Consider the following 26,891-nt stretch of genomic DNA (forward strand, 5'->3'; position numbering starts at 1 on the left):
CTGGCGGAAACACGGCCCCTGATGGTCAGAAGACGAGGGCTGCCGCGCCGGGCTCAGCGCTCGACATAGGCGACCACGCGGCGGTCGGCCTTGGAGACGATCACTGGACGATCGTTGGTGTAGAAATAGACATAGTCCGGGTTGGACGGCACGGGCGTCAGCGTCACGGTTTCGGGCACCACATAGCCCGTCTTGACGTCGCCCTGCACGACGACCGGGTTGACCGGATTGGCGACGACATATTGCTGCACGTCGTCCGGGGCCGAGGCCGCGCCGCCGATCACCGTGCCCGCGACGCCGCCGACGACGGCCCCGATCGGGCCACCCACCAGCGCGCCTGCGACGGCCCCGGCGCCCGTTCCGGCCAGCGTGCCCGCCGCGCGCTCGCCATCGCTCTTGGGCTCGGTCGTCGTGACCACTGTGGTCTGAGCCAGAGCGGGGCCGGCGAGCAGTGCCAGGGCGGCGGAAGCGAGAATGATCTTACGCATGATATGGTATCCTTAAAGGTCCCTCGGCGGCCACAATGGCGGGACAGCCTGTTCCGTTCCCGCCGCCCCGCAGCAAAAGATGCTGCCGGGCGCAAAAGATTCGGATGGGAGGAAAATCAGCGATCCTCGGCCACCGCGATACGCACCTTGTCGGGATAGAAGGCGAGGTGGCCGGCAATGGCGCGGGCCGCTTCCTTGGGCTGCTCGTAGCTCCAGACGGCGTTCTGTGCGGCATAGCCCTCGGCCGAGATCGACCAGTAGCGCGCCTCGCCCTTGTGCGGGCAGGTCGTGGTCCGGTCGCTGTCCTGGAAGAAGGCCATCTCCACATCCTCGCGCGGAATGTAATAGACGGGCTCGCGCGAGCCTTCGATCAGCTTCAGCGCCCGCTTGGTGCTGCCGATCACCGCGTCGTGGAACAGAATCTGCACGGCGCGCGGCTCGGGTTCGATGCGGATGGCCGGGGTCTGGGACATGGCGGGGTCTCCCTGGAAAGAGGTCGAGCGGTTGTTTCCTGAACGAAAATAAGCGGGCGTCATGGCGTCGGGTTCCCTGCGGGTGACGCCCGATCGATGCTCCCCCGATTGACAAGCGGCGGCCGGACCTGTTCGGTGCGCCCGCTCGCCGGAGGAGACGGATGCCGCCACGATCCATGCCGAACACCTCTCGCGATCATCTCGCCCGTCGCCTCAATGCGGTGGCGGAGGGAGACCGCGAAGCGTTGCGCGACGTCTATGATCTGACCTCCGCGAAGCTTTTCGGCGTGTGCCTGCGTATCTTGAACGACAGGGTCGAGGCGGAAGACGTTCTGCAGGACGTCTATGTCACGGTCTGGCACAAGGCAGGGCGCTTCGACGCGGAGCGGGCCAGCCCGATCACCTGGCTGGCGACGATCGCGCGCAACCGCGCCATCGACCGGCTGCGGGCGCTCGGGCCGGCGCGTGCCGTGGCGAGCGATCTGGACGCGGCCGAGGCCGTGGCCGACGAGACGCCCGACGCGCTGGCTCAGCTGGAAGCGTCGGACGAGGCGGCGCGGCTGAAGAGCTGCCTCGAAGAGCTGGAAGGGCGCGCCCGATCAGCCATTCTGGGCGCCTTTTTCGGAGGGCGCACCTATGATGATTTGGCTTGCGAAGCGGGCGTTCCGCTCGGCACGATGAAGAGCACGATCAGGCGCGGCCTGATCCGATTGAAGGGATGTTTGGGCGAATGAAGGACGGCGAGGCCGATCGCGGCGGCGAGGACGGTGGAGAGAACTGGCTGGCGGCGGAATACGCGCTCGGCGTTCTGCCCGCGCCCGATCGCCTGCGCGCCGAGCGTCTCGCCCGGCAGAACCTGAGCTTCGCCGCCGAGGTGGAGGGCTGGGAACGCCGGCTCGCGCCGCTGGGCGAGGCGATCCGCCCGCAAACGCCGCCCGCCGCGCTTTGGGCCGCGATCGAGCGCGAATTGCCCGCGCCCCGCCCCACGCCCCGGCCCGTTCCGCAGCCGACCCCCGGCGCCCGCGTGGAGCGCCTGGTCGCGCCCGTCTGGCGCTGGTTCGCGCTCGGCTCCACCGGGCTTCTGGCGGCGAGCCTTGCGGCCATCACGCTGCTCGTCACCGCGCCCGCGCCCATGCCCGCCATGATGGCCTCCGTCGCGTCCGCTGACGGCGCGTCGCTGGTCACGGCCGTCTTCGATCCGACCAGTGGCCACGCCATGCTCATGCCCGCCGACATGACCATGCCCGAGGGGCGCGTGCCCGAACTCTGGCTGATTCCAGACGGGAAGCCGCCGATCTCGCTCGGCCTTCTCCAGCCCGGCCGGTCCCTGCGCATCGAGTTGCCCCGCAGCGATATGTCGGAAGGCATGATGAAGCGCGGCGGAGTCACGCTCGCCATCTCGGCCGAACCCGAGGGCGGCTCGCCGACGGGCCAGCCGACCGGCCCCGTCATGGGCACCGGTGCGCTGCGCTCGGTCTGAGAGACTGTTTGGGAGTTCCGCCGCGTCGGCCCGGCGGTGCTTTTCGCTCAAGCCTTCGTTGTCGATGTCAGCCGATGCCGTCCATGGACGAGCACCGGCAACGATGCCCGGCGGCAACAAGACCGGGTGGACCAACCCGAAGGGGTCTGTCTCGAGCTCCAAGTCGGCGCACGCCCTTTCGACCCAATGATAAGCCGGCTGAAGGCAGCCGGTTTGTTGGCATGTGCCCGATGTCGGAAGACTGGCCCATCGCTCCGAAAAAAGCCGTCGCGAAAAAAACTTCTCCGCCCCTGCATCCGCCGCGCCGTCTCGCCTCGTAGCTCTGCCCGACCCCGCCGGAACAAGGCGGGACGCTTCAGGGGAGACTATCCATGATCCGCAAGTCCTTCGCCGTCCTGCTCGTCGCCGCTTCGCTGGGCGTGTCGGGCGCAGCCCTCGCGCAGTCGCCTGTCATGGTCGGCGGCGCGCCGATGTATGCCAATAAGACGATCGCCCAGAACGCGCCCGAAGCGCCGAACCTCACGACACTGGTCGCCGCCGTGAAGGCCGCCGGCCTCGTCGACACGCTCGCGTCCAAGGGTCCGTTCACCGTCTTCGCGCCCACCAACGACGCCTTCGGCAAGCTGCCCAAGGGTACGGTGGAAACGCTGGTGAAGCCGGAGAACAAGGCGACCCTCACCAAGATCCTGACCTATCACGTCGTGGCCGGCGACTATTCGGCCGAGCGCCTGATGCGCGAAGCGCGCCGCAATGGCGGCGAGGTTCGTTTGAAGACCGTGGAAGGCGAGCCGCTGACCGTGAAGCTTTCCGGCAAGAAGCTCACCGTGATCGACCGCACCGGCAAGAGCGCCGCCATCCAGACGCCCGATGTGAAGCAGTCCAACGGCGTTGTGCATGTGATCGGCTCGGTGCTGATGCCCAAGATGAAGGCCGCCAAGGGCGCCTGATCACTCGATCTTTGACCGCATGACAAGGCCCGGACGGCAGCGTCCGGGCCTTTTTCGTCGGCGGGGCGACGGCGCGCTCTTTTCCCGCTAGAGAGGGCCGAGATCGTCTAGCAAAACCTCCAGCCGACCCCGCGAGATATTGTTAGACGCTCTGAGGGCACCGGCGGCGCGCATGAACAAGATCTTCTCCTTTCTCATCATCCTCGTGATGGCCTTCCACATCTGGCGTCCGCTCGGCTGGCCAGGCCTGCGCCGGCGCGGCGATTTCTGGAAGATCGCCATCGCCGCTATGATCCTGTTCGGCCTCGACGTGGTGTTGCGCCCGCATTGAAGACCTCGCCCGCCGCGATCACGAAAAAGCTTCGATGCGATGGGAAGGCGCGACGAAGCAAACCGCTCAAAGCCCCGAATCGCTCGGGTGGCTGACGGATTTGCTCACCGGGGCTCGCTCGTGTAGAGCACCGGGCTTCGTCGCTTGTCGGCGCTGGAGGGGGCGCGTATTCGCCGCGTGCATTTCGGGACGGGAGCTTTGCCTCGCCCCGAGGGACCGCGAAAGACCGCATCCCCCGGCGCGGACCATCGCCATGTCTTGTCGGCTTCCCGCCGGCGAGCCGTCCCACCAGACTGCAAGGGCTTCTCATGGATCGGATTCGCATTCGCGGCGGCAACGCCCTCAACGGCACGATCGCGATTTCGGGCGCCAAGAACGCCGCCTTGCCGCTGATGATCGCCTCGCTCCTGACGGACGACACGCTGACGCTGGAAAACGTGCCGCATCTGGCCGATGTCGAGCAGCTGATCCGCATTCTCGGAAATCATGGCGTGGATTATTCGGTCTCGGGCAAGCGCCTCGCGACCACGATGGGTTCGGGCCGCACCATCCATTTCAACGCCCGCACCATCGTCGATACGACCGCCCCTTACGAGCTAGTCTCGAAGATGCGCGCGAGCTTCTGGGTCATCGGCCCGCTTCTGGCGCGTATGCGCCGCGCTCGCGTGTCGCTGCCGGGCGGCTGCGCCATCGGCACGCGCCCGGTCGATCTGTTCATCGATGGGCTCCGCGCGCTCGGCGCGCAGATCGACATCGAGGCCGGCTATGTCGTCGCCGAAGCGCCCAAGGGCCTCGTCGGCACGCATTTCTCCTTCCCCAAGGTGTCGGTCGGCGCGACCCATGTTCTCATGATGGCCGCCTCGCTCGCCAAGGGCGAAACGGTGCTGGACAATGCCGCGCGCGAGCCGGAGGTGCAGGATCTCGCTGCCTGCCTCAACGCCATGGGTGCGCGCATTTCCGGCGCGGGCACCTCCACCATCACGATCGAGGGCGTCGAGGCCCTGTCGGGCGCGCGCCACCGCGTCCTGCCCGATCGCATCGAGACCGGCACCTATGCCATGGCCGTCGCCATGACCGGCGGTGACGTGACGCTGGAAGGCACGCAGGGCGACCTTCTGCGCAACGCGCTGGTGGCGCTCGGCGATGCGGGCGCCGAGGTCAGCGACGTGCCGAACGGCATCCGCATCCGGCGCAACGGCAATGGCATCCGCCCCGTGGATGTCGTGACCGACCCGTTCCCCGGTTTCCCGACCGATCTCCAGGCGCAGTTCATGGCGCTGATGACGCGCGCCGACGGCGTGTCGCATATCACCGAGACGATCTTCGAAAACCGCTTCATGCATGTGCAGGAGCTGGCGCGGCTCGGCGCGAAGATTTCGCTGTCGGGCCAGATGGCGCGCATCGAGGGCGTGCCGCGCCTGGCCGGCGCGCCCGTCATGGCGACGGACCTGCGCGCTTCCGTCTCGCTCGTCATCGGCGGGCTGGCGGCCGAGGGCGAGACGACGGTGAACCGCGTCTATCATCTCGACCGTGGCTTCGAGCGGCTGGAAGAGAAGCTCGGCGCCTGCGGCGCGGAGATCGAGCGCATCTCTTCCTGACGCGATCCAGCGGCGCTGGACGCGCCAGCGTCGGAAACGCTTGCTTTTTCGCGCCCGAAGACCGATCTAGGGCGCGAATCCATTGATCAGACCTGCCGAAGGCGGGCCGTATCCCTTATCCGAGGGGCGGGGTCCGATCCCGCTGCCCCTATACCCGAAGGTTAACAGACGCATGGCGAAAGAAGAAGTTCTCGAGTTTCCGGGAGTCGTCACCGAACTCCTGCCGAACGCGACGTTCCGCATCAAGCTCGAGAACGACCATGAGATCATCGCGCACACGGCGGGCCGCATGCGCAAGAACCGCATCCGCGTTCTCACCGGCGACAAGGTGCTCGTGGAAATGACGCCCTACGACCTCACCAAGGGTCGAATCACCTACCGCTTCAAGTAAGCCCGCATGAAGCCGCCGAGCGCCCTGGTTCTGGCGTCGGCCTCGCCGCGCCGTCTCGAACTCCTCCAGCAGGCCGGGATCGAGCCCGAGCGCCTTCTGCCCGCCGATGTGGACGAGACGCCCGAGCGCTCCGAGCACCCCCGCCATCTCGCCAAGCGCCTCGCGCGCCTCAAGGCGCTGAAGGCCTACGAGGCCCTGAAAGGGCGCGGGGAAACGGCCGGTCGCTTCACGCTGGGCGCCGATACGGTGGTCGGCGTCGGCCGGCAGATCCTACCCAAGGCCGAGATCGAGGACGAGGCGATCGAATGTCTGCGTCTCCTGTCGGGCCGCACGCACCGCGTCTTCACCGGCGTGTGCACCATCTCGCCGAACGGGCGCGTGCGCGAGAAGCTGTCGGAAACGCGCGTGCGCTTCAAGCGCCTCTCGCGCGACGACATCTCGCGCTATATCGATTCGGGCGAGTGGCAGGGCAAGGCCGGCGGCTACGCCATCCAGGGTCTGGCCGGGGCCTTCGTGGTGCGGCTCGTCGGCTCCTATACAGGCGTCGTCGGCCTGCCGCTTTACGAGACGATGGCGCTTCTGCAAGGCGAAGGCTTCGTCCTGCCCGCGGTTTCGGCGGGTCTCCCCGCCTGAACGAAAGGGTCACGCCATGAGCGCCAGCGTCACGCCGCTCCGCCCCCGTCGCAAATGTCCCGAATGCAGCCGGCCTTCCTCGCAGGCCGACTTTCCTTTCTGCTCGCCCCGCTGCAAGTCGGTTGACCTCCATCGCTGGCTGTCGGGCGCCTATGTCATTCCCGGCTCGGCCGACGAACCGGACGCATCGCCCGGCGGCAGCGGCAGCGGCGAGGAGCGCTGACGGGGCACGGACTTGAGCCGACCCGGCGCGGTGCCGGTGATGCGCTTGAAGGCGCGGCTGAAGGACGCTTCCGAATCATAGCCCAGCCGATGCGCGGCGTCCGCGATGCGCATTCCGTCGCGGCCGATCCACTGCCGGGCCTGGTGGATGCGAATCTCGGTGACGTAGCGCGCGGGCGTCGTGCCGACGATGGCGGTGAACTTCGCCGCGAAGCCCGAGCGCGACACCCCCATCCGGTCGGCGAGATCGGCCACCGTCCAGTCGCGCTCCGGCTCGGCATGGATCGCGGCCAGAACCTGGCCGAGTTGCGGGTCGCGCAGGGCCGTCAGCCAGCCCTTCGACAGATGGCAGCCGACCTCCACCCAGGATCGGATGATCTGCGCGGCCATCACATCGGCCAGCCGGGCCAGAATGCCGCTCGCGCCGACACGGCTCATGGCGCACTCGCTCACCATGGCCTGGAGGAGATGCGGGATCGCCGGCTCGCTCACCATGAGTTCGCGCGCGCGCATGAGGTCGGGCATGAGCTTCAGGAGCGGATGCAGCCCGTCGAGATTGAAGCGCATGGAGCCGCAGAAGAGCAGCGTCTCGTTGTCGCTGTCCACATCCGTGGCGGTATAGTCGAAGACGCTTTCGCAGATGGCGAGGCATTCGCGGCGCGGAAAGGCGCGCGGGGGCACGCCCGGCGCGCTGGCCAGCGTATGGGCCGCGCCGCGCGGCACGAGAATGGCGTCGCCCGCCGTCAATTCGCTCCAGGTTCCGTCCGGCTCCTGCAGCCAGCAGCCCCGGCCCGCCACGAAATGGAAATAGGCATGGGTCTGCGCGGGGTAATGGAAGCTCCACTCGCCCGACAGGCGGCAGCGGCCATATTCCACCCCGTCGAGGCGAAGGCCCCGCAGCATATCCGTCAGTGCATCCATCGCGTATTCCTCGTTCGCTCGAACGCTCAAGCACGCTTCCCTCGTCCTCGACCTGACCGAAAGGCTTTGGACGATCGGACAAGAAGTTGAGCGTTTCTAGCATGGAAACGCCAAGGCCACGAGCCTATGGTGCGGCCATCTCGCACTGCATTAACTTGGAGGACATTCATGTCCGACACGATCTGCTCGCCCGATCTGGCCCTTGCGGAGGTTCGTCCGCCTGCGGAGCGCACGGCCTGGGCCCCTGTCGTCTCCCTATCCTTCGGCGTCTTCGGCCTCGTGACGTCGGAGTTCCTGCCGGTCAGCCTCCTGACACCCATGGCCGCCGATCTCGGCGTGTCGCACGGAGCCGTCGGGCAGGCGATCACGGCGACCGCCGTCGTTGCCGCCTTTGCCGGCCCGCTTCTGGTGCTTAGCTCCGGCCGGCTCGACCGGCGCAGCATCGTCTTCGCGCTGATGGCGCTTCTGATTGCCTCCAGCGTCATGGCGGCCTTTGCGACTGGCATCCCCATGCTGCTTCTGGCGCGCGGCCTGCTCGGCTTTGCGCTCGGCGGCTTCTGGGCGATGATGACGGCGCTCGCCCTGCGGCTCGTGCCCTCCGCGCAGGTGCCGCGCGCCATTTCCATCATCATCATGGGCGTGTCGCTCGCCACCGTCTTCGCCGCCCCGCTCGGCTCGGCGCTGGGTGAGCTTTGGGGCTGGCGCGCGACCTTCCTCGCGGCGTCGGGCATCGGCGCGGCCGCGCTCCTGTTTCAGCTGGTGACGCTTCCCTCGCTCCCGTCCAGCGCCGCGCCAAGCCTGTCGGACTTTCGCACGGCGCTGTCGCACCGGGCGGTGGCGGTGGGCCTCGTGACGGTGGTGATCGTCGTGTCCGGCCATTTCGCCGGCTTCACCTTCATCCGCCCGTTTCTGGAAGAGGTGCCACGCCTTGGCGTCTCGACCATTTCGCTGACGCTTCTGGCCTTCGGCATCGGCGGCTTTCTCGGCAATGTCGCGGGCGGTGCCATTGCCGAGCGCAGCCCGGCCTGGGCCGTTGCCAGCGCCTCGCTTCTGATCGGTGTGACGGCGCTGGTTCTCGTCCTGCAAGGGGCTGTGCCGGCGGTCGCCATGGCCGCGACGGCGGTCTGGGGCTTTGCCTTTGGGGGCTTTCCCGTCTCGGCCTCGATCTGGAACGCGCGCGCCGCGCCGGCTCTGGCCGAAAGCTCCGGCGCGCTCCTGTCCTCGGCCTTTCAGGTGGCGATCGCCAGCGGTGCGATCGTCGGCGGGCTGCTGGTGGACGGGTTCGGCCCGGTGGGCGTCACGCTCTACTCGGCGCTTGCCGTGACGGTCGGGGCCTTCGTCATGCTGACGCTCGGCCGGGGCATCGAGCGCACACGGCCGGCGGCCTGACAGGACAGGGTGGGCGGCTTGGGCCGCCCGCCTCATCACTTCTCGACGGCGCTGACCAAAGGCTCGCCGTCACGTTCGATCGAAACCCAGCGGCCGGGATGTTCCACCTGCTGGCGCTTGATGAAGCGGTAGGACACCTCGGTCCAGGGCCGCACGCGCCAGTCGAGATTGTCGAGCACGAAGTCGCCCGAGACCGTGCGCAGCGTCAGGATGGCGTGACCGGTGCCATCGGGCTTGCGCACCACCGTCATCAGAAGATCGCCCATGGGAATGCCGGCCTCGTGCAGGCGGCGGCGCTTTTCCAGCGCGTAGTCTTCGCAATCGCCCTTACCCTTGGTCGGATAGGTCCAGTATTCCTCGGTGCCGTAGAGGTTCTGATCGGAATCGGGGGCGATCTCGGTGTTCACGTCCGTGTTCACCTGCGCCACCAGAAGCTTCAACTGAAGGTCGAGGGTCACAGGCGTGGCGGCCGGTCCCGCGATCGGATCGCACTCACCGGGCTGACGCAGGCAGAAGTCGCGATGGCCGAAAGGCTGAAGCGTCGGATCGCCGAGCGGCATGAAGGCGTCCGCCGCCAGAGCGCTCAGGGGCATGAGCGCCGAAAAAAGGCAAAGCGAAGCCGTTGCGCCCAATACGCGCCGAAAAATCATCGCGATCTCCGTCTTTGGACAGGCCCGTTTCCCTGGTCCGACCGCATCGTGTGTGCGGCGCGATAGCCTGTCAACCGGACGGGACGGGCAGCCGAGCTGCGATGGGCCCCTTATATCGACAAGATGGGCGAAAAGGCGGCGCAAAATGGCGCAGTCGATAGGGAGGGCAAGGGCCTATCCCGGCGAAAAATCGCTGATTTACGCCGGGTTCGACGTCGTGACGCCGAAATGTTGCGGAATTGTCACAATTCTCGTGAAACAGCCGCAGTGGCCTCGTCGCTCAAGACTGCGCGAGTTCCAGAAAGCTCGCAACCGCCTTTTCCATGCGCGACAGATCCTCTTCGCGCGACAGGCGATGGTCGCCACCCGGCACCAGCGTCAGCGCCACGCCTTCGCCCGGCAGAAAGTTCAAAAGCTCCAGCGCATGGGTGTGCGGCACGTCGGGGTCCGCCATGCCCTGGATGATGTGGACCGGGCAGCCGGTGCGGATCGGGTCGGTCATGACGCTGGCGTTCCGCCCGTCTTCGATCAGCGCGCGCGTGTAGACGGTGGGGCGCGGGTCATAGGGCGAGGCTTCGGCCACGAAGCCGTTCTGTGCCATCTCGGCGCGTTGCGCCTCCGTCAGACGCGGCTCCAGGAGACGCGAGGTGAAGTCCGGCGCGGGGGCCAGAAGTACGAGGCCGGCGACGCGGCCGGGCTGGTCGGCCCAGGACATGGCAAGGCGAAGGGCGATCCAGGCACCCATCGAGGACCCGACGAGAACCAGCGGGCCTTGGGGCGCAATCCCCTCGATCGCGGCGCGCGCATCCTCGGTCCAGGAGGAAATGGTGCCGTCCTCGAACCGACCCTCCGATTCGCCATGGCCGGAATAGTCGAAGCGCAGGAAGGCGTGGCCCGAGCGTGCTGCTTGCTCCGACAGGCGCTCGGCCTTGGTGCCGCGCATGTCGGAGCGAAAGCCCCCGAGCCAGACGACGGTCGGCGCGCGGCCCGCCACATGAAGCGCGGCGAGCCTGTGACCCTGAGGCGCGGGGACGGAAAGGGGGCTGTCGGTCGAGGATGTCACGGGTCTCTCCATCGTTCGGAGGGGGATCAGGAGTGGCATTAGAAGCCCGCGTCCTTGAGGTCCAGCACCCTGCGTACCGGAGCCAAAGCGCCGCTTGTCAAGACGGCTTTAAGGAAAGCTTATGGAAAAAACTCGACAGGTCCGGTGAAATCGTGTCGCCACCGTGTTATATGAGAGGCCAAGACCTCGACTTGAGGGCAGCCTTCGCTTTCGCGGCGAGGTCGCCGCTTGGGCGAGGCATTGTTTCAAGACTTCGCACCACGTCGTCAACAGCGGGAGTGAACGACCATTCGCAGACCATTTCGTGCGCCGCCGACCCAGAAGGAAGGTCCGCGCTCCAACCGGGACATCCGCGTTCCCCAGATCCAGCTGATCGATGCGGACGGGCAGAACCGGGGTGTCATCAATACGGCCGAAGCCATGGCGATGGCCGAAGAGGCCGGCCTCGATCTCGTGGAGATCGTGCCGAATGCCGTTCCGCCCGTTTGCAAGATCGTCGACCTCGGCAAGCTGAAATACGAAGGCCAGAAGAAGGCGGCGGAAGCGCGTCGTCGTCAGAAGGTCATCGAGGTCAAAGAGATCAAGATGCGCCCGAACATCGATGATCACGACTATGAGACCAAGATGAAGGCGGTTCGCCGCTTCTTCGAGGAAGGCGACAAGGTCAAGGTGACGCTGCGCTTCCGTGGTCGCGAAATGGCGCACCAGGAACTGGGTATGCAGCTTCTGAGCCGCGTCAAGGAGGACACGGCCGAAATCTCCAAGGTGGAAGCCGAGCCCAAGCTCGAAGGCCGCCAGATGATGATGGTTCTCGCCCCGCGCGGGTGAGCCCCTCCGTCATCCATGAACAAAAGGCGGCTTCGGCCGCCTTTTTTGTTGTCGGCTTCAGGTGCGATGTTTCACGTGAAATCGGAGGGCGTTCGGTTTCCCCGCCGCTGCGGCCGGGTTCAGTCCGCCCGCCAGCGCCAGACCGTCGTGCGCTTGACCTCGGCATCTTCCAGAATGCGCGTCACCGGCACCTCATAGACCGCCTGCTTGATCACGCGGGCATGGGGCAGATAGAAGCGGCCGGGGTCGCCGACATAGATTTCGACGCCGCTCGCCGCCAGCCGGTCGAACCAAGGCTCCAGCGTCAGCGAGAAGTTCGGGTCGTAGAACACGTCGCCGGCCAGAAGAATGTCCGTATCCAGCGCTTCGCCGATCGCGTCCCGCCGCTCCAGCGTGAGCGCGACGCCATTGTGCTCGGCATTGAGCCGCGCCGCCTCCACCGCGAACGGATCGATGTCGAGCCCCAGCGCCTCGGCCGCGCCCGCCTTCATCGCGGCGATCGCGACGAGGCCGGAGCCGGTGGCGAAATCCACCACATGCTGGCTGGCAAAGCGATCGGGGTGATCCAAGACGAAGCGGGCAAGCCCCTGTCCGCCGGCCCAGGCAAAGGCCCAGAAGGGCGGCGGCAGGCCCTCGGCCTCCAGTTCTTCCTCGGTGCGAATCCAGAGATCATGCACCTCGCTCGCCAGATGCAACTCGAGCTCGGGCACATGGGGCGGGCGCAGACGCGACGTGTTGGCGAGAATGAAGGCGCGCCGATCGGCCGTCGCGGTCGTCATTGTTTGGCCGGCTGACGAAGGGCGGAACCATTCGAGCTCCCAGAGCCTTTTTCCCTCAACAAAAGACAGCAGGGAGTTCGTGCGATGCTCAAGGGTGGATTGTTGTGGTTGATCGGCATCCCGCTCCCCATCATCCTGATCATCTGGTTGCTCGGCTATCTCTGAGCCGAACGCAATCACCAAAAGGCAAGCACCAACGTGCAAAAGCCCGCCGCGAGACCATTGCGGCGGGCTTTCGCATCATGACGACAAGATGTCCTGCTCCCAAAAGCGGGCCTTTCGGTCTTAGAGCCGGGGACAGAACCCTACGGCGGAAAGCCGGCGAGGGACTTGCGTTCCCGACGAGGAGCCGAGCGCAGACGATGCAGCGCATCGGGGAGCATCGGGAACGATGATCGGGGCGCAAGGACCCGGCGGATCGGCCCGCAGGGTCCTTGCGCCCCGGCTCTTAGGCGTTCTTGAGCCGCTTGCTCTTGCCCTGAAGCTCGTCGATCATCTTCGAGGCGTCGGCCTTCGACAGGTCGGGGTTGAACGCCTGATCCGTCTCTTCGCAGAGCGTCTGAAGATAGGAGGCCTGCGCGCCCGTCATCGGCTCGTCGCCGGTGGTCCAGTCGTCCGGGTTCTTCTCGGCGTTGGACGGCGCGTCGACCTTGGGCTGGGATGACGTCATGGGAACTCTCCTGATAGGGTCTGTTCCCACAATGTTCTGTTCTGCCCGAGGTTCCACTGGCCCCCCCTGCGACCCTTTGGGCCGGCGCGGCCGATCAGCCGAGCGCCTTGGCCAGGTCAAGCCCGCCCATCTCGCAGATGACGTGGAACTCCGCTTCCGTCACCGGCTGTACCGACAGGCGCGAATTGGTGGCGAGCACCATGTCCTTCAGGCGCGGCTCGGCCTTCACGACATCCAGCGATACGGGGTTCGGCATGTCGCAGACGGCGCGGATGTCCACGCATTCCCAGCGCGGGTCATCGGCCGTGGAATCGGGATGGGCGAGGGCCGAGACCTCCACCACGCCGACCACGGCCTTGCCCTCGTTGGAATGGTAGAAGAAGCCGCGTTCGCCGATCTGCATGGAGCGCATGAAGTTGCGCGCTTGATAGTTGCGCACGCCCGTCCATTCCGTGCCGGCCGCGCCGCAGGCCTTCTGCTCGTCGAAGGACCATTTGAACGGCTCCGACTTGAACAGCCAGAACGCCATGGGTCAGGCCTGCTCGGGATTGTTCACGGTCCAGTTCCAGCGACGGACGGTGACGGAGGAGAAGAGCCCGGCCTTGGCATAGGGGTCCTGATCGGCCAGCGCGCGGGCGGCTTCCAGGCTGTCGGCCTCGACCACGAGAAGGCTGCCGTTCGGCTTGTCGTCGGACCCGAGGAAGGGGCCGGCGAATTTCAGGACGGGGCCGAGCGCCTTCAGGTGCTCCAGATGCGCGGGGCGGGTTTCGGCGCGCAGCGAGCCGGCGTCGGCGCGGTCTTCGCAGAGAAGGGCGAACAGCATGGGGCGTCTCCGAATGGGCCGGCCGGGGCCGGGTGCGATGCTGCCCGCGTCTGGCCGATGGCGACGGGCTTTGTCAATCGAGGGCGTTTCTTCGGCGCTTCAATCGAACTCGCGCTTGAGCGGGCGGGCGAGCAGCGCGCGCATGGCGTCGGCCGCCGGCAGGCCCTCGTCCAGCATCGCGGCCACCGTTTCGATGATGGGCGCTTCGATGCCGCGCTCGCGCGCCAGCTTAGCGGCGATGGCGGCGGAGTAGACGCCTTCCGCGAGCTTTAGAGTTCGCGTGTCCTCGCCCCGGCCGAGCGCCAGCCCATAGGCGAAGTTGCGCGACTGCGCGCCCGAACAGGTGAGAACGAGATCGCCGAGGCCGGACAGGCCGAGCAGCGTGTCGGGCCGCGCGCCCAGCGCCTCGCCCAACCGGCGCAGTTCCACGAAGCCACGCGTGACGAGGGCGGCGAGCGCCGAAGCCCCTAAGCCCAGCCCCGCACTGGCCCCGGCCGCGATGGCGAGAACGTTCTTCAAAGAGCCACCGGCCTCGACGCCCAGAATGTCATCCCCCGCATAGATGCGGAAGGCGGGCGAGGACAGGCGCTGTGCGAGGCTGGCCGCGAGCGCGCCCTCGCTGGCGGCCAATGTGACGGCGGTCGGAAGGCCCGCCGCGACATCCGAGGCGAAGCTCGGGCCGGAGAGAACCGCGACGGGGTGGCCCGGCAGTTCCTCTTCCACCACGGCGGAGGCGAAAAGCCCGGTGTCGCGCTCGATCCCCTTGGAGCAGAGGACGAGGGCCGCGCCGGGCCTCAGATGCGGTTTCAGGTCGCGGCAGGCGAGGCGCAGCACCTGCGCCGGCAGGACGAGGAGCACGATATCGGCCCCCTCCAGCGCGAGGCCCAAGTCGTTCACTGCCTCCAGCGAGGCGGGCAGTGCGATGCCGGGGAGATAGCGCGGATTCTCGCCCGTCGTTCGGATCGCCGCGACGCTCTCGGCGTCCCGCGCATAGAGGCGCACGGGCTCTCCGTCCCGCGCGCGCATGGCGCCGAGCGCCGTACCCCAGGCGCCGCCGCCGATGACGCTGACGCTCATGCCTTGGCTCCGCGCTTGCCGAAGCCGACCAGCGGCGCGGCGGTCTCATCCAGCGGCCAGCGCGGGCGCACGGGGGCCGAAAGCGGATCGGTGAGCCCCGCTTCCAGCCGCTCCAGCCCGGCATAGGCGATCATCGCGCCATTGTCCGTACAGAGCGCCAGCGGCGGCGAAACGAGGCGCACGCCCTGGCGCTCGGTCGCCTCGCGCAGCGCCGCGCGGATTTCGCCATTGGCCGCAACGCCGCCAGCCACCGCCAGAACCGGGTCTTCGAGGCCGGGATAGGCTTCCCGAAACCGAGCCAGCGCCAGCGTCACGCGGTCCCGCACGCTCTCGGCCGCCGCGCGCTGAAAGCCGGCGCAGAGATCGGCCACGTCCTGTTCGCTGAGCGGCGCGTGGGCCAGCGCGATCTGGCGCACCGCCGTCTTGAGGCCGGAGAAGGAGAAGTCGAGCCGCTTCTCACCCCGCAGCGGCCGGGGCAGGTCGAAGCGCTTGGCGTCGCCCTCGCGCGCCATGCGCTCGACGCTGGGGCCGCCGGGATGGGGCAGTTCCAGGAGCTTGGCGGTCTTGTCGAAGGCTTCGCCCAGCGCATCGTCGATCGTCGTGCCCCAGCGCTCGTACTGGCCGAGGCCGGACACGAGAAGAATCTGCGTGTGCCCGCCCGACACGAGCAGCAGGAGATAGGGATAGGCGAGCGCGTCCGTCAGCCTCGGGGTCAGCGCATGGCCCTCCAGATGGTTCACGGCCAGAAACGGCAGCTGGCGCGAGGCGGCGATGGCCTTGCCGACCAGCGCGCCGACGATGAGCCCGCCGACGAGGCCCGGCCCGCTGGTCGCGGCCACGGCGTCGATCTCGTCCAGCGTGACGCCGGCCTCCGCCAAGCCGGCTTCGACGATGGGGCCGATGCTCTCGGCATGGGCGCGCGCGGCGATTTCCGGCACGACGCCGCCAAAGGCCGCGTGTTCCTCGATCTGGCTGAGCACGACATTGGACAGAACCACGGGCCGCCCGTCCGCGCCGCGCCCGACGACGCTCGCCGCCGTTTCGTCGCAACTCGTCTCGATGCCGAGAACGAGCGGACGGACGGATTGGGCAGGGGGGGAGGCGCTGGGCAAGGGACGAGCCGCTCTTTTGCTGAGGTCTTCTCCCGCGAGATAACGTCTCGCACGCCGTTTCGCCAGCGCGGACGCGCGCCCGAGGCCGATGGCCGATCCCACACGCGTCCGCCCTTCGCCGAAAAACCGCGCGGCCCCCCAGCCCGGCGAACTTGCAAACAGGCCGGGAGGCGATCAGAACACGCGCAAGACCCTGTTTCGAAGGGTTCCAGATCGGCGATCCCTTCAAGCTCCCTTGGCCCGGAGCCTGAGGCAAGGAAGGCAGACCCATGACCCAGCCCATCCGCATCGGCACGCGCGGCAGCCGCCTCGCGCTGGCGCAGGCCGAAGAGGTGCGGGCTCGCCTGATGGCCGCGCATGGCCTGCGCGAGGAGGATTTCGCGATCACCGTCCTGTCCACTTCGGGCGACAGGATTCAGGACCGGGCGCTGTCGGAGGCGGGCGGCAAGGGGCTCTTCACCAAGGAAATCGAGGAAGCGCTTCTGGATGGGCGGGTTGATCTCGCCGTCCACTCCTCCAAGGACATGGCGACCCATGTGCCCGACGGGCTGGCGCTCGCCGCCTATCTCCCGCGCGAGGATGTGCGCGACGTCTTCATCGGCCGCTCGGTCTCGCGCATCGCCGACCTGCCGCAAGGCGCGCGCGTCGGCTCGGCTTCGCTACGCCGGCAGGCCCTTCTGCGCCGGATACGGCCCGATCTCGAACTCGTGATCTTTCGTGGCAATGTGCAGACGCGCCTCGCCAAGCTCGCCGCGGGCGAGGTGGAAGGCACGCTTCTGGCGCTGGCCGGGCTGAAGCGCCTCGGCGACGCCGAGGTGGCAAGCGAGATTCTGGACAGCGAGAGCTTCCCGCCCGCGCCGGGGCAGGGGGCCATCTGCATCCAGATCCGGGACGGGGACGGGCGCATCGCCCCGCTCGTTGCGGCCGTCGATCATGCGGACACGCACGGCGTTCTGGCGGCCGAGCGCGCCTTTCTGGCGGTTCTCGACGGCTCCTGCCGCACGCCCATCGCCGCCCATGGCACGTTGGAAGGAGATCAGTTCCGCTTTCACGGCATGATCCTGACGCCGGACGGCGCGCGGATGCACGAGACGCATGTCGAAGGCAGCCGGGCCGACGCGCTTCGCATGGCCGAGGACGCGGCGCTGCGGCTGGTGGCGGAAGCGGGCGCGGAGTTCTTCGAGGGCTGGCGGCGCTGAGCGCCCGGCCGCCCCTTCGTCTTCTCGTCCTGCGCGAGCGCGAAGATGGCGAGCGCTCGGCCGCGCTTCTGCGCGAGGCCGGCTTCGAGCCCGTTCTCCTGCCTCTGAGCATGGTTGCGCCGCTCGACCCCGCGCCGCCCGAAATCCCGCTTGCCGGCTTGGTTGTCACCAGCCGCCATGCCGTGCCCTGGCTCGCGCGTCATTATCCTGGACGCGACCTGCCGGTTCTGGCTGTGGGGGAGATGACGGCCGAGGCCCTGCGCGCGGCCGGCTTTGCCGATGTGCGGGCGGGGCCGGGCCGGGCGGCGGATCTCGTGAGCCTCGCCGACATGCTGCCGACGCGGGCGGGCGAGACCTTTCTCTATGCTGCCGGGCGGGTGCGCCTGCCCGATCTGGAAGCGGGTTTTGCGGAAGCCGGCCTGCCGCTTCGCGTAGTGGAAGCTTATGACACCGTGCCCGCCCTGCCGAGCGAGGCGGAGCTGGAACAGGCTCGCGCGGGATGCCCGGCGCAGGGTGTGCTCATCCTCTCGCGCGGGCAGGCGCGGGCGTTCGAGCGCTTCGCGGAGCGCGCGGGTCATGTCCTAGGGGAAGATGTCGCACTCTTCTGCCTTTCGGACGCGATCGCACTGGAACTTTCGCCCCAGTTTGGAAAGAATACGGTTGTGGCCGAAGCTCCGCGCTTCGTCTCGTTGGTGGACGCGATCAAAAACTGGAGCGAAGGGCGCGATTGAGCATCTTTTCGTTGCAGCTTGCGGAGCGCACGCTAGATCGAGACGTTGACTCGTCCGATACATCGGCCGAAGGGAATTCGGCTCGCGCCGGCCGGTTCGCCAGCCAGCCGCCCATGGGATGCGACATGAAGGAGTTCTCGGATGGCCAATCGTCCGCGCCGGTCGAAGCCAGGCGCACGACCGGAAACCACGATCGACCTCGGAGCCGAGCGCGTCGCCAAGCCCGAGGGCGCCGAAAGTGATATTGAGACGGGCCCGGCCGCAGCGGCCCAACAGGACGAGACGCTTTCGATGAACGACACGACGAGGCCCCGCGACGAGGCCATGACGCCGGAAGAGCGCCACGAGGATGCGCTCCTCTCCGCCACGGCGGAGGACGCGGCGGCGCGCGAGCGCAAGAACGAGATCGCCAGCGGCAGCGCCTCGGCCGACGCGCTGGAGAACCCGGCTCTTGTCGCCTCCGCGCCCGCTACGACCACGCCCGCCGAGTCCGGCGCTGCGAGCGAGGCCGGACTTCTTTCGCCCGGCGCGGCCGACCCGCTTTCGCCCGAGGGCGACAAGCCCGTCGATCCCCTGCGCGAGGATGGCGTCGCGGCCAAGCGGCGCGATCTCGGCGAATTCGAGGACGACGAGACGGTTCTGCCCGGCGCGCATTCCGAGCCGGCCGGCCCCGACCCGCTGACCTCCAGCCCCTATCACGCGGCGGCCGGCGCTTCGCATGGCGGCCCCGGCTTCGGCCCGCTTCTGGGCGCGGGTCTGCTGGGCGCGGTGATCGCGCTCGGCGGCGGCGCGGCGCTTCTTTATTCCGGCGCGGTTCGCCCGCCGGCGGCGCAACAGGCGGCCGTCCCGACCCAGCAATTCGCCACGGCCGGCGAAGTGCAGAAGCTGACCGGCGATATCGGCAATCTGCGCGGCACGGTCGAGCAGCTCCAGTCGGCCCAGGCAGCCGGCGGCGCGGGCTCAGGCAATGTCTCGCGCACCGAGTTCACCCAGCTCTCGGACCGGGTCACGGCCAACGAGCGCTATGCGCAGACCAACGGCGATTCCGCCGCCGCCGCCAAGGAGGCCAATGACGCGGCCACAAGCGCGCGCGACACGGCCACCAAGGCGGAAGCCGCCGCGACCGACGCGCAAGGCATCGCCACCCGCGCCGAAACCGCCGCCACGGCGGCCCAGACCGCCGCGCAGAACGCGCAGCAGGCGGCCCAGAACGCCCAGACCGCCGCCAATGAGACGCGCGAAACGGTCAACCAGATCGGCACCCGCGTCCAATCGATCGAGGAAGCCAACCGCCGCGCCGCCATCGCTCTGTCGGCGGCCGGGCTGAAAGGCGCGATCGACAGCGGTCGCCCCTTCATGCAGGAGCTGGAAAGCTTCGCCAAGGCGAGCGGCAACACGGGCGAGGCCGTCGCCTCGCTGCGCAATTTCGCGGCCTCCGGCGTTCCCACCACCGCCGCGCTGGACACCCAGTGGCGCGACGCGGAATCGCAGATCCTGACCGCGCTGCGCCCGGTCGACAACACGGCCAACGTGAAGACGCAGGTTCTCGACAGCCTGCGCTCGCTCGTCACCGTTCGCCCCGCCGGCTCCAACGTGACGGCCGAGGCTCCGGGGCCGGAAGCGGCCGTCGCGCGCATGGACGAGGCGCTCCAGCGCGGCGACTTCGCCGGCTGGCTGACCGAGTGGGACAAGCTGCCCGAGGCCGCCAAGTCCGTCTCGCAAGGCTTCGCCGACAAGGTTCGCGCCCGCGCCAGCGCGGACGACCTCATTCGCCAGACCATCAACAGCGCCGTCGGCGCTTCCGCGTCGCAGGGCTGACATGCTGCGTATTCTCGCTTTTTTCCTCGTCGTGCTCGCGGGCGGCCTTGGCTTTGCCTGGCTGGCCGATCATCCGGGCTCCGTCTCCATCCTCTGGCAAGGCCAGGAGGTGGGCACGAGCTTCACCGTCTTCGTGATCCTTCAGATCGCGCTCGTGGTCGCGGCCGTGCTTCTGTTCTGGCTGGTGCGCGGCTTCTTCAAGGCGCCCGACCGAGTGTCGCGCTTTTTCTCGACGCGCCGCCGCGACAAGGGCTATCGCGCGCTTTCGGCCGGCATGATCGCCGCCGGCGCGGGCGATGCCGTCATGGCGCGCCGCCTCGTCAAGCAGGCGCAGAAGCAGCTTTCCAACCGGCGCGAGCCGATGGTGCGCTTTCTCGACGCGCAGACCGCGCTGATCGAGGGCGACCACGCCAAGGCGCGCTCCATTTTCGAGACGCTGGAAGGCGATCCCGAGACCCGGCTGGTCGGCCTTCGCGGCCTGTATCTCGAAGCCGAGCGCCTGGGCGACCGGGAAGCGGCGCGCTCCTATGCCGAGCGCGCGGTGCGCATCGCCCCGCATGTGCCCTGGGCTGGCGGCGCGGTTCTCGACCTCAAGGCCGCGCAGGGCGATTATGACGGCGCTCTGAACATTCTGGAGGCGCAGCGCGACTCGCGCCTCGTGGATAAGGCGGAAAGCCGCCGCCTGCGCGCCGTGCTCCTGACCGGCAAGGCGCAGGAACTCGCCGACAGCGATCCGGCCGGCGCCAGGAACGCCGCGCGCGAAGCGCAGAAGCTCGCTCCCGATCTGGTGCCCGCCGGCGTCATCGCCGCGCGTTCCATGATCCGGCTCAACGAGTATCGCGCGGCTCAGAAGGCGCTGGAAGCGGGCTGGAAGGCCAATCCGCATCCCGAGCTCGCCGCGCTATACATCCATCTCTGGCCGGGCGACGGCGTGGCCGAGCGCTTCAAGCGCGCGCGCCATCTCGCCAGCCTCCAACCCGGCCATATCGAATCGCGCATGGCGCTCGCCCGTGCCGCGCTCGACGCGCGCGAGTTCGGCACGGCCCGCGTCGAAGCCATGGCGGCGGCCGAGCAGGCGCCGCGCGAATCGGCCTATCTGCTTCTGGCCGATATCGAGGATGCCGAAACCGGCAATGACGCGCTGGTGCGCCAGTGGATGAGCCGCGCGCTTCATGCGCCCAAGGACCCGTCCTGGACGGTGGACGGCGCGCCGGCCGAGGGCTGGCGTCCGGTCTCGCCGACCACGGGCCGTCTCGACGCCTATGAATGGACGGTGCCGCAGGACAGCGATCCGGCGCTGGTCGCCCGCGTCGGGCGCATGATGCGCGGAATGCAGCATGTTCCCAACACCGACCCCAACCGCCGCGTCTTCATCGACGCGCGCTTGCCGGCGGACGAAGCGGAAGCCGCCGCTTTGAACGAAGCGGCCGCGGCTCACCACGAGACCGAAGGCAAGAGCGAGTCCTCGCTGGAGCGCACGCCGGCCTGACGCCGCTCATGGGAAGCGACGCTAACGCGCCACGCTGAACAACAAAAAGGCCCGGAGCCCAGCGCTCCGGGCCTTTTTGTTTCTAAAGGACTGGCGTCACAGCGAAACAGATTGAACTCTGGGCCGCTCTCGACCGTTTTCGAAGCGCGGTCCTAAGCCGCATCGACGACCCGACCCATGCCACCCGACGACCCAGACCGGACGCCGCCCATGTTCGACGCCTTCAAGGACTTCCTGCGCAACCTGTCGGGCGAGCCGACCGGGCGTCTCGGCGGCGAGGACGATCCGCTGATCGCCGCCTCGGCGCTCCTGTTCCATGTGGCGGAGGCGGACGGCACGCTCACCCGGAGCGAGACCGACGCGCTGCGCGATGTCCTGATCCATGATTACGGGCTTGCCCCCTGGCGGGCCGAAGAGGTCCGGCGCGCCGGGCGCGAGGCTGATGCCGAGGCGGTCGATCTCTTCCGCTTCACGCATGTCCTTCTGCGCCATTGGAGCGCCGAGGAGCGTCTGCAATTCGTGGAGCGTCTGTGGGAGATCGTCTTCGCCGACGGCGATGTTCACGAGTTGGAGGATAACGTGGTCTGGCGCGTGGCCGAGCTTCTGGGCGTTTCCAGCCGGGACCGAATGCTGGCCAAGCGCGAGGCGCAGAACAAGGTACGCACGCCCCAGCATGGCTGATCTCCTTCCCCATTCCCGCTCCGAAAGCGCGGCCGCGCCCAAGCGCTTCACGCTGCACGATCCGCATGAAACCCGGCCGGTTCTGGTGGTTCTGCATCAGGAGACCTCGACGCCGGGGCGCGTCGGCCAAGTGCTGGAGGCGGCGGGCGTCCGGCTCGATATCCGCCGCCCGGTGCTGGGCGAAAAGCTGCCCGGTACGCTGGAGCGGCATCGCGGCGCCATCGTCTTCGGCGGGCCGCCGAGCGCCAACGATCCCGATGCGCACCTGCGCCATGAGATCGACTGGATGGAAATTCCGCTGAAGGAGAATCGCCCTTTTCTCGGCATCTGCCTCGGCGCGCAGATGCTGGCGAAACATCTGGGCGCGCCCGTCGGCCCGCACCCTGACGGTCTGGTGGAGATCGGCTATTACCCGATCGAGGCGACGGCGGCCGGGCGCGCCCTGATGCAGGGCTGGCCGTCCATGGTCTATCAGTGGCACGGCGAGGGCTTCGGCTTGCCCCATGGCGCGACGCGTCTGGCGGAAGGGGAGGATTTCCTCAATCAGGCCATGCGCTACGGTGATCATGCCTACGGCGTGCAGTTCCATGCCGAGCTGACGCTCGCCATGCTGCATCGCTGGACGACCCACGGCCATGCGCGCTTGTCGCTGCCGGGCGCACAGCCGCGCCGCGAGCATTTTCACGGCCGCGCCATTCACGATGCGCCGGTGAAGCGCTGGCTGGAGCAGTTCCTGGCCGTCATCTTCGGGCGCAGCGCCAGCGGCAGCACGCTGGCCGCGCCGCCGCAGATGTGAAGCGCGCTTCGCACCGCAACAAAGCGCATCGCAAAGAGCGCCAAGTTTACTCGGGCTTTGCAGACGCGGGTGTAAGTCTGGAGCACGAACAGACGTAGGACGGCGGGGCGCTTACCCCTTTCCGTCTCCCGAGCACCACGCGAGGCCGCATGTCGACTTATGATCTCATCGTCATCGGAAGCGGGCCCTCCGGCCGCCGGGCTGCCGTACAGGCCGCCAAGCTCGGCCGCTCCGTTCTCGTCGTGGAGCGCAATCGCCGCGTCGGCGGCGTGTCCGTTCACACGGGCACGATTCCCTCCAAGACCATGCGCGAGACTGTCCTGAATCTGTCGGGCTGGCGCGAACGCGGCTTCTATGGCCGGGCCTACCGCGTGAAGCAGGACATCTCGGCCGCCGATATCCAGGCGCGCATGAGCAAGACGCTGGAGCACGAGGTGGACGTGCTCGACCACCAGTTCGCGCGCAACGGCGTCAAGGTCATGCGCGGCGAGGCCTCCTTCCGCTCGCCGCACGAAATCGTCGTGCGCAACGAGGGCGAGGACGAGCGCGTCGTCACCGGCCATTTCATCCTGATCGCGGTCGGCACCAAGCCGTTCCGCCCGGACTACGTGCCGTTCAACGGCACCAATGTCTTCGATTCCGACGAGATCGTCTCCGTGCCGAAGCTGCCGCGCTCCATGACGGTGATCGGCGCGGGCGTCATCGGCGTCGAATATGCCACGATCTTCTCCGCGCTCGAGGTGCAGGTGACGCTGGTCGAGCCGCGCGCCAGCTTCCTCGATTTCGTGGACAAGGAGCTGATGGAGGATTTCGTCCACGATCTGCGCGACCGGAACCTGTCTCTGCGCCTGGGGGCGGAAGTCACCAAGATCGAGTTCGATGCCAATGGCCGCACGGTCTGCCGCATCGCCACGGGCCGCGACGTCACCAGCGACATGCTGCTCTTTGCCGCCGGGCGCATGGGCGCGACCGACAGCCTGAACCTCGAAGCCGCCGGGCTGGAGGTGGATCGGCGCGGGCGCATCAGCGTCAACGAAAAGACGCTCCAGACTGCCGTGCCGCATATCTACGCGGCGGGCGACGTGATCGGCTTTCCTTCGCTCGCCTCCACGTCGATGGAGCAGGGCCGCCTCGCCGCCTGCCACGCCTTCGGTCTTCAGCCGCCTCCGCCGCCCGAATTCTTTCCCTATGGCATCTATTCCGTGCCGGAGATTTCCACCGTCGGCATGAGCGAAGAGGACGTGCGCAAGCGCGGCATTCCCTATGAATGCGGCATCGCGCGTTTCCGCGAGACCTCGCGCGGCCACATCATGGGCCTCGACCGGGGCATGATGAAGATGATCTTCTCGAAGAAGACCCGCCGTCTCCTGGGCGTCCATATCGTGGGCGAGGGCGCGACCGAGTTGATCCATATTGGTCAGGCCGTTCTCAACCTGAAGGGCACGATCGACTATTTCATGGACAACACGTTCAATTATCCGACCCTCGCCGAAGCCTACAAGATCGCCTCGCTCGACGCCTGGAACCGCGCCTTCGCGCATTCCGCCGAGCCTCCCGTCGCGCCGATCTCGGCGGAGGACGAACTCGTCCACTGACAGGCCGTCATACTTCAGCTCATGAAAAAGGCCGAGGCGGCGCTCGCCCCGGCCTTTTTCCATTGCGGTTTTGAACGAGGCCTATTCGCGTGCGGCGAGGCTGCGGGCCTGCCGCAGCTGCGGGAAGGCGGCCGACCAGATGGCGGCGACCGCCACGGTCGCGATCCCGCCGATCACCACGGCCGGGACCGCGCCGAGCCAGGCCGCCATCAGCCCGGCACGGAACTCGCCCAACTCGTTGGACGCGCCGACGAAAATGCCGTTCACCGCGTTGACACGCCCGCGCACCTCGTCCGGCGTCCAGAGCTGGAGCAGGGTTTCGCGGATATAGACCGAGATCATGTCGGCCGCGCCCATGAGGGCGAGCGCGGGGATCGACAGCCAAGGCGTCGTGGACAGGCCGAACAGCGCCGTGAAGACGCCGAACAGGGCGACGAAGACGAACATGATATGGCCCGCGCGGTCCCGCACGGGATGGGCGGCGAGCCAAGCGGCGGTCACAATGGCGCCGACGCCGGGCGCGGACCGCAAAAGCCCCGCGCCCCAGGGGCCGACGCCCAGAACGTCATGCGCGAAGACGGGCATGAGCGCGACGGCCCCGCCCAGCAGCACGGCGAAGAGATCGAGCGAGATCGCGCCCAGCACCACCTTTTCGCGGAAGATGAAGCGGAAGCCCGCGACGACCGTCTGGAAGCTCGCCGGCTCGCCCGAGGAATGCTGCGCCGGCGCGGAGATGGACAGGACGAGACCCGAGCCCACCAGGAAGAGCGCGAGCGCCGTTCCATAGGCGATATGGGGCGACAGGCCGTAGAGAAGCCCGCCCGCCACGGGCCCGACGATCGAGGCGACCTGCCAGGAGGAAGAGTTCCAGGCGACCGCATTGGCCAACTCGTCCTTGGTCACGAGATTGACCACGAGCGAAGAGGCCGCCGGCCCGAAAAAGGCGCGCGCAATGCCGAAGCCGATGAGAATGACGAAGACCGGCGCGGGCGACACGAGGTCCATCCAGGTCAGCGCCAGCAGCAGCGCCGCGCCGATACCCTCCACCAGGGTCGAGAGGCCCATGATCCAGCGCCGCGAATAGCGATCGGCCACCGGGCCCGTCACCAGCACGAGCGCTAAGGCCGGCAGGAACTGGCACAGCCCGATTAGACCGAGATCGAACGGGTCGCGCGTCAGGGCATAAATCTGCCACGTCACGGAGACCGAGACGATCTGCACGGCGAAGGCGGCGAAGAAGCGGGCCAGCCAGTAGCGAAGAAAGCGTTTGTTGCGGAAGGCGGCGAAGCGATCGTCCACCGGCGTATGGACCGGCGCGTCGCCGGAGGGAGAGGAGAGAGGTGCGTCGTCGCTCGGCATGATGGGTCCGGCCGTCTCGCGCGCCAGTCGCCCGGCCTTGGCGCCTACCCTTGTGGGGCCCGAGCCTTCGGCAAAGCGGGAGGAGGGAAGAGGCCGCCTTTCGAGGGAACTGGGGACATGCGAATCGCCAGCGTCGCCCGAAGCTTCAGCCGGGGACGGCCGAAACTTCACTGCAAACGCAGACGTGGCCACGTGTCCGGATCAGATCGCGCGGTCGCGGCAGAGATTCATAACCGGAGGTCCGGCGTCAAGTCTTTGCGAGGCGATCGCGTCGGATCGGATGCCGGGTTTTGAACGAATCCCGTCCTCCGGCTTCATTCGCTTCCGAGAGCGAACAACACGCGCTGCGCGAGAAAATGCATTGATGCGTCACCATGCCGCGCCCCGCTGCAGCAAGAAACGATTCACTGCGATTCGAGGTGTTCGCGTCGGCTTCATGGATTGGCAGTCTTCTCGGCTTCTACTCCCATCAGAAGTTTAGGAGGGGTCCGTGAAACTATCGATCCGTACCAAATTGGCCGGTGGCTTTGCCGTCATGGTGTGTCTCAGCCTGTTTCTGGGCGGGATCGGGGCCTATAACCTGAAAGCCTCGCAGGACCGGATGGAGGCTCTGCGAACTGGGCCCATTGCGCAGAACGAGCGGCTGCTCTCGGTTCGCACGTCCGTTTCCGACATCGGGCGCTTGGTCAACACTTTGCCTTCGGTAGACGGCAGCACGTTCGGCGACACGCAAAAGGCCATTCAGGATCGAGCCGACAGCGCGTTCGCCACACTCGCGGAATATCGCGAACAGGCTCCCAAAACCGAGCGAGCGTCCGTCGATACGCTGAAGGGTGGTATCGAGACCTATCTGCGGATGACCAAGCAAGCTTCGGACTTGCTGACGACCCCCGCGAGCGATCCGACCCGGCGAGCGGAGGCTTTGGAGAGCGCGCGTTCGATCCTGGGTGGCGGAATGCAGCCGACCATGGTCGCCATGATCAGCCAAGTGAAGACGCAGCTGTCGCGCGAGAAGAAGCGCATGGACGCGTTGACAGCGGAAATCAACGCGGCTGACCACCAGACCTTCGTGCAATTGTCGGCTCTGGTCGGCGGCGCCGTCGTGATCGGTCTGGTTTTGGCGGCCTGGCTCGGCCTGTCGATCTCGCGCGGCCTGTCGCGCGCCGTGGATCTGGCGCGCCGCATCGGATCGGGCGACCTCACGCAGCGTATCGAGGTGAAGGGCCGTGACGAACTGGCCGACCTCCAGCGCGCCATGAGCGACATGACGGTCAAGCTCTCCGAGATCGTCTCGGGCGTGCGCGCCTCGTCCTCGCTGGTCGCGGCCGGTTCCGCCCGCTCCGCGTCC

Annotated in this window: 30 protein-coding genes; 18 read left to right on the forward strand and 12 right to left on the reverse strand. The window is 67.7% G+C overall.

Annotated features, from left to right (window positions below):
* Positions 1 to 53: 53 nt before the first annotated feature.
* A complete protein-coding gene (locus AUL28_RS01240; RefSeq protein ID WP_062219985.1) occupies positions 54 to 488 on the reverse strand; it encodes a DUF1236 domain-containing protein in 435 nt (144 codons plus the stop codon).
* 116 nt (positions 489 to 604) lie between these two features.
* A complete protein-coding gene (locus tag AUL28_RS01245; RefSeq protein WP_062219987.1) occupies positions 605 to 961 on the reverse strand; it encodes a DUF427 domain-containing protein in 357 nt (118 codons plus the stop codon).
* Positions 962 to 1,137: 176 nt separating this feature from the next.
* Here AUL28_RS01245 and AUL28_RS01250 point away from each other — a divergent pair, with 176 nt between their 5' ends.
* The 8 genes from AUL28_RS01250 (at position 1,138) to yacG (ending at position 6,564) form a co-directional block, all read left to right on the forward strand.
* Positions 1,138 to 1,695: a sigma-70 family RNA polymerase sigma factor gene (locus AUL28_RS01250; protein WP_244493373.1), complete on the forward strand. Its 558-nt coding sequence runs from the start codon at positions 1,138 to 1,140 to the stop codon at positions 1,693 to 1,695.
* On the forward strand, positions 1,692 to 2,441 hold the full coding sequence (locus tag AUL28_RS01255; protein ID WP_062230391.1) for an anti-sigma factor: 750 nt from the start codon (positions 1,692 to 1,694) through the stop codon (positions 2,439 to 2,441). Before AUL28_RS01250 ends, AUL28_RS01255 begins: the two co-directional genes overlap by 4 nt.
* Before the next feature lie 371 nt (positions 2,442 to 2,812).
* On the forward strand, positions 2,813 to 3,388 hold the full coding sequence (locus AUL28_RS01260; protein ID WP_058599399.1) for a fasciclin domain-containing protein: 576 nt from the start codon (positions 2,813 to 2,815) through the stop codon (positions 3,386 to 3,388).
* A 172-nt stretch (positions 3,389 to 3,560) separates the two neighbouring features.
* Complete coding sequence (locus AUL28_RS22960) at positions 3,561 to 3,719, forward strand: hypothetical protein (protein ID WP_192843374.1); 159 nt, start codon at positions 3,561 to 3,563, stop codon at positions 3,717 to 3,719.
* Between the two features lie 308 nt (positions 3,720 to 4,027).
* The gene (murA, locus tag AUL28_RS01265; protein ID WP_058636432.1) at positions 4,028 to 5,317 is read left to right on the forward strand and encodes a UDP-N-acetylglucosamine 1-carboxyvinyltransferase; all 1,290 of its coding nucleotides are present in this window, start codon (positions 4,028 to 4,030) and stop codon (positions 5,315 to 5,317) included.
* A 172-nt stretch (positions 5,318 to 5,489) separates the two neighbouring features.
* Entirely contained in the window at positions 5,490 to 5,708 is a 219-nt protein-coding gene (gene infA / locus AUL28_RS01270; protein ID WP_019994787.1) for a translation initiation factor IF-1, read from the forward strand.
* Positions 5,709 to 5,714: 6 nt separating this feature from the next.
* Positions 5,715 to 6,341 (forward strand): Maf-like protein, encoded by a 627-nt coding sequence (locus AUL28_RS01275; RefSeq protein WP_062230392.1) that lies wholly within the window; start codon positions 5,715 to 5,717, stop codon positions 6,339 to 6,341.
* Between the two features lie 16 nt (positions 6,342 to 6,357).
* Entirely contained in the window at positions 6,358 to 6,564 is a 207-nt protein-coding gene (gene yacG, locus AUL28_RS21920; RefSeq protein ID WP_062219996.1) for a DNA gyrase inhibitor YacG, read from the forward strand.
* On the opposite strand, the gene AUL28_RS01280 is transcribed toward yacG, so the two are convergent.
* On the reverse strand, positions 6,492 to 7,484 hold the full coding sequence (locus tag AUL28_RS01280) for an AraC family transcriptional regulator (RefSeq protein WP_062230393.1): 993 nt from the start codon (positions 7,482 to 7,484) through the stop codon (positions 6,492 to 6,494). The genes yacG and AUL28_RS01280 overlap by 73 nt on opposite strands.
* A 168-nt stretch (positions 7,485 to 7,652) precedes the next feature.
* Between AUL28_RS01280 and AUL28_RS01285 the strand changes: the two genes are divergently transcribed.
* Positions 7,653 to 8,873 (forward strand): MFS transporter, encoded by a 1,221-nt coding sequence (locus tag AUL28_RS01285; RefSeq protein WP_082640159.1) that lies wholly within the window; start codon positions 7,653 to 7,655, stop codon positions 8,871 to 8,873.
* Between the two features lie 35 nt (positions 8,874 to 8,908).
* On the opposite strand, the gene AUL28_RS01290 is transcribed toward AUL28_RS01285, so the two are convergent.
* Both AUL28_RS01290 and AUL28_RS01295 read right to left on the reverse strand, forming a co-directional pair.
* Positions 8,909 to 9,466 carry a transglutaminase-like cysteine peptidase gene (locus AUL28_RS01290; protein WP_244493374.1) on the reverse strand — a complete coding sequence of 186 codons (558 nt, stop codon included), beginning with the start codon at positions 9,464 to 9,466 and terminating at the stop codon, positions 8,909 to 8,911.
* A gap of 337 nt (positions 9,467 to 9,803) precedes the next feature.
* Positions 9,804 to 10,586 (reverse strand): alpha/beta hydrolase, encoded by a 783-nt coding sequence (locus AUL28_RS01295; protein WP_244493375.1) that lies wholly within the window; start codon positions 10,584 to 10,586, stop codon positions 9,804 to 9,806.
* Positions 10,587 to 10,874: 288 nt separating this feature from the next.
* On the opposite strand from AUL28_RS01295, the gene infC reads away from it, so the two are divergent.
* Complete coding sequence (gene infC, locus AUL28_RS01300) at positions 10,875 to 11,414, forward strand: translation initiation factor IF-3 (RefSeq protein WP_082640160.1); 540 nt, start codon at positions 10,875 to 10,877, stop codon at positions 11,412 to 11,414.
* A 119-nt stretch (positions 11,415 to 11,533) separates the two neighbouring features.
* Here infC and AUL28_RS01305 read toward each other — a convergent pair whose 3' ends face one another.
* From AUL28_RS01305 to tsaD, 6 genes are all read right to left on the reverse strand, one after another.
* Complete coding sequence (locus tag AUL28_RS01305) at positions 11,534 to 12,193, reverse strand: class I SAM-dependent methyltransferase (protein WP_062230395.1); 660 nt, start codon at positions 12,191 to 12,193, stop codon at positions 11,534 to 11,536.
* Between the two features lie 448 nt (positions 12,194 to 12,641).
* Positions 12,642 to 12,863: a DUF3072 domain-containing protein gene (locus tag AUL28_RS01310; RefSeq protein ID WP_058636438.1), complete on the reverse strand. Its 222-nt coding sequence runs from the start codon at positions 12,861 to 12,863 to the stop codon at positions 12,642 to 12,644.
* 94 nt (positions 12,864 to 12,957) lie between these two features.
* Positions 12,958 to 13,392 (reverse strand): EVE domain-containing protein, encoded by a 435-nt coding sequence (locus AUL28_RS01315; RefSeq protein WP_062230396.1) that lies wholly within the window; start codon positions 13,390 to 13,392, stop codon positions 12,958 to 12,960.
* A 3-nt stretch (positions 13,393 to 13,395) separates the two neighbouring features.
* Positions 13,396 to 13,686 (reverse strand): YciI-like protein, encoded by a 291-nt coding sequence (locus AUL28_RS01320; protein ID WP_062230397.1) that lies wholly within the window; start codon positions 13,684 to 13,686, stop codon positions 13,396 to 13,398.
* A 99-nt stretch (positions 13,687 to 13,785) separates the two neighbouring features.
* Positions 13,786 to 14,763 carry an NAD(P)H-dependent glycerol-3-phosphate dehydrogenase gene (locus AUL28_RS01325; RefSeq protein WP_062230398.1) on the reverse strand — a complete coding sequence of 326 codons (978 nt, stop codon included), beginning with the start codon at positions 14,761 to 14,763 and terminating at the stop codon, positions 13,786 to 13,788.
* A complete protein-coding gene (gene tsaD, locus AUL28_RS01330; protein ID WP_062230399.1) occupies positions 14,760 to 15,875 on the reverse strand; it encodes a tRNA (adenosine(37)-N6)-threonylcarbamoyltransferase complex transferase subunit TsaD in 1,116 nt (371 codons plus the stop codon). The genes AUL28_RS01325 and tsaD overlap by 4 nt, the downstream gene beginning before the upstream one ends.
* A gap of 269 nt (positions 15,876 to 16,144) precedes the next feature.
* Between tsaD and hemC the strand changes: the two genes are divergently transcribed.
* From hemC to sthA, 7 genes are all read left to right on the forward strand, one after another.
* The gene (hemC, locus tag AUL28_RS01335; protein WP_062220011.1) at positions 16,145 to 17,074 is read left to right on the forward strand and encodes a hydroxymethylbilane synthase; all 930 of its coding nucleotides are present in this window, start codon (positions 16,145 to 16,147) and stop codon (positions 17,072 to 17,074) included.
* Between the two features lie 68 nt (positions 17,075 to 17,142).
* Entirely contained in the window at positions 17,143 to 17,805 is a 663-nt protein-coding gene (locus AUL28_RS01340; RefSeq protein ID WP_280137255.1) for a uroporphyrinogen-III synthase, read from the forward strand.
* A gap of 141 nt (positions 17,806 to 17,946) precedes the next feature.
* A complete protein-coding gene (locus tag AUL28_RS01345) occupies positions 17,947 to 19,623 on the forward strand; it encodes a hypothetical protein (protein WP_062230401.1) in 1,677 nt (558 codons plus the stop codon).
* Position 19,624: 1 nt separating this feature from the next.
* On the forward strand, positions 19,625 to 21,112 hold the full coding sequence (locus AUL28_RS01350; protein WP_244493376.1) for a heme biosynthesis protein HemY: 1,488 nt from the start codon (positions 19,625 to 19,627) through the stop codon (positions 21,110 to 21,112).
* Between the two features lie 177 nt (positions 21,113 to 21,289).
* Positions 21,290 to 21,793 carry a TerB family tellurite resistance protein gene (locus tag AUL28_RS01355; protein ID WP_306302745.1) on the forward strand — a complete coding sequence of 168 codons (504 nt, stop codon included), beginning with the start codon at positions 21,290 to 21,292 and terminating at the stop codon, positions 21,791 to 21,793.
* Positions 21,786 to 22,589: a glutamine amidotransferase gene (locus tag AUL28_RS01360; RefSeq protein ID WP_082640162.1), complete on the forward strand. Its 804-nt coding sequence runs from the start codon at positions 21,786 to 21,788 to the stop codon at positions 22,587 to 22,589. The genes AUL28_RS01355 and AUL28_RS01360 overlap by 8 nt, the downstream gene beginning before the upstream one ends.
* A gap of 149 nt (positions 22,590 to 22,738) precedes the next feature.
* The gene (sthA, locus tag AUL28_RS01365) at positions 22,739 to 24,184 is read left to right on the forward strand and encodes a Si-specific NAD(P)(+) transhydrogenase (protein WP_058636443.1); all 1,446 of its coding nucleotides are present in this window, start codon (positions 22,739 to 22,741) and stop codon (positions 24,182 to 24,184) included.
* 81 nt (positions 24,185 to 24,265) lie between these two features.
* On the opposite strand, the gene AUL28_RS01370 is transcribed toward sthA, so the two are convergent.
* Positions 24,266 to 25,543 carry an MFS transporter gene (locus AUL28_RS01370; protein WP_244493377.1) on the reverse strand — a complete coding sequence of 426 codons (1,278 nt, stop codon included), beginning with the start codon at positions 25,541 to 25,543 and terminating at the stop codon, positions 24,266 to 24,268.
* A gap of 490 nt (positions 25,544 to 26,033) precedes the next feature.
* Here AUL28_RS01370 and AUL28_RS01375 point away from each other — a divergent pair.
* A partial coding sequence (locus AUL28_RS01375; RefSeq protein WP_156419851.1) for a HAMP domain-containing protein occupies positions 26,034 to 26,891 on the forward strand: 858 nt, incomplete at its 3' end.

It is taken from the genome of Aureimonas sp. N4, assembly GCF_001463925.1.
GTDB classification, from domain to species: domain Bacteria; phylum Pseudomonadota; class Alphaproteobacteria; order Rhizobiales; family Rhizobiaceae; genus Aureimonas; species Aureimonas ureilytica_A.

Bases quoted from the DNA above. Each gene is read 5' to 3' on its own strand.
- yacG (WP_062219996.1), top strand. From the start codon at position 6,358: ATGAGCGCCAGCGTCACGCCGCTCCGCCCCCGTCGCAAATGTCCCGAA.
- AUL28_RS01310 (WP_058636438.1), bottom strand. From the start codon at position 12,863: ATGACGTCATCCCAGCCCAAGGTCGACGCGCCGTCCAACGCCGAGAAG.
- infA (WP_019994787.1), top strand. From the start codon at position 5,490: ATGGCGAAAGAAGAAGTTCTCGAGTTTCCGGGAGTCGTCACCGAACTC.
- AUL28_RS01315 (WP_062230396.1), bottom strand. From the start codon at position 13,392: ATGGCGTTCTGGCTGTTCAAGTCGGAGCCGTTCAAATGGTCCTTCGAC.
- AUL28_RS01245 (WP_062219987.1), bottom strand. From the start codon at position 961: ATGTCCCAGACCCCGGCCATCCGCATCGAACCCGAGCCGCGCGCCGTG.
- AUL28_RS01325 (WP_062230398.1), bottom strand. From the start codon at position 14,763: ATGAGCGTCAGCGTCATCGGCGGCGGCGCCTGGGGTACGGCGCTCGGC.
- AUL28_RS01250 (WP_244493373.1), top strand. From the start codon at position 1,138: ATGCCGAACACCTCTCGCGATCATCTCGCCCGTCGCCTCAATGCGGTG.
- AUL28_RS01255 (WP_062230391.1), top strand. From the start codon at position 1,692: ATGAAGGACGGCGAGGCCGATCGCGGCGGCGAGGACGGTGGAGAGAAC.
- sthA (WP_058636443.1), top strand. From the start codon at position 22,739: ATGTCGACTTATGATCTCATCGTCATCGGAAGCGGGCCCTCCGGCCGC.
- AUL28_RS01370 (WP_244493377.1), bottom strand. From the start codon at position 25,543: ATGCCGAGCGACGACGCACCTCTCTCCTCTCCCTCCGGCGACGCGCCG.
- AUL28_RS01275 (WP_062230392.1), top strand. From the start codon at position 5,715: ATGAAGCCGCCGAGCGCCCTGGTTCTGGCGTCGGCCTCGCCGCGCCGT.
- AUL28_RS01260 (WP_058599399.1), top strand. From the start codon at position 2,813: ATGATCCGCAAGTCCTTCGCCGTCCTGCTCGTCGCCGCTTCGCTGGGC.
- AUL28_RS01280 (WP_062230393.1), bottom strand. From the start codon at position 7,484: ATGGATGCACTGACGGATATGCTGCGGGGCCTTCGCCTCGACGGGGTG.
- AUL28_RS01360 (WP_082640162.1), top strand. From the start codon at position 21,786: ATGGCTGATCTCCTTCCCCATTCCCGCTCCGAAAGCGCGGCCGCGCCC.
- AUL28_RS01290 (WP_244493374.1), bottom strand. From the start codon at position 9,466: ATGCCCCTGAGCGCTCTGGCGGCGGACGCCTTCATGCCGCTCGGCGAT.
- AUL28_RS22960 (WP_192843374.1), top strand. From the start codon at position 3,561: ATGAACAAGATCTTCTCCTTTCTCATCATCCTCGTGATGGCCTTCCAC.
- murA (WP_058636432.1), top strand. From the start codon at position 4,028: ATGGATCGGATTCGCATTCGCGGCGGCAACGCCCTCAACGGCACGATC.
- AUL28_RS01240 (WP_062219985.1), bottom strand. From the start codon at position 488: ATGCGTAAGATCATTCTCGCTTCCGCCGCCCTGGCACTGCTCGCCGGC.
- AUL28_RS01305 (WP_062230395.1), bottom strand. From the start codon at position 12,193: ATGACGACCGCGACGGCCGATCGGCGCGCCTTCATTCTCGCCAACACG.
- AUL28_RS01285 (WP_082640159.1), top strand. From the start codon at position 7,653: ATGTCCGACACGATCTGCTCGCCCGATCTGGCCCTTGCGGAGGTTCGT.
- AUL28_RS01320 (WP_062230397.1), bottom strand. From the start codon at position 13,686: ATGCTGTTCGCCCTTCTCTGCGAAGACCGCGCCGACGCCGGCTCGCTG.
- AUL28_RS01350 (WP_244493376.1), top strand. From the start codon at position 19,625: ATGCTGCGTATTCTCGCTTTTTTCCTCGTCGTGCTCGCGGGCGGCCTT.
- AUL28_RS01355 (WP_306302745.1), top strand. From the start codon at position 21,290: ATGCCACCCGACGACCCAGACCGGACGCCGCCCATGTTCGACGCCTTC.
- hemC (WP_062220011.1), top strand. From the start codon at position 16,145: ATGACCCAGCCCATCCGCATCGGCACGCGCGGCAGCCGCCTCGCGCTG.
- AUL28_RS01345 (WP_062230401.1), top strand. From the start codon at position 17,947: ATGGCCAATCGTCCGCGCCGGTCGAAGCCAGGCGCACGACCGGAAACC.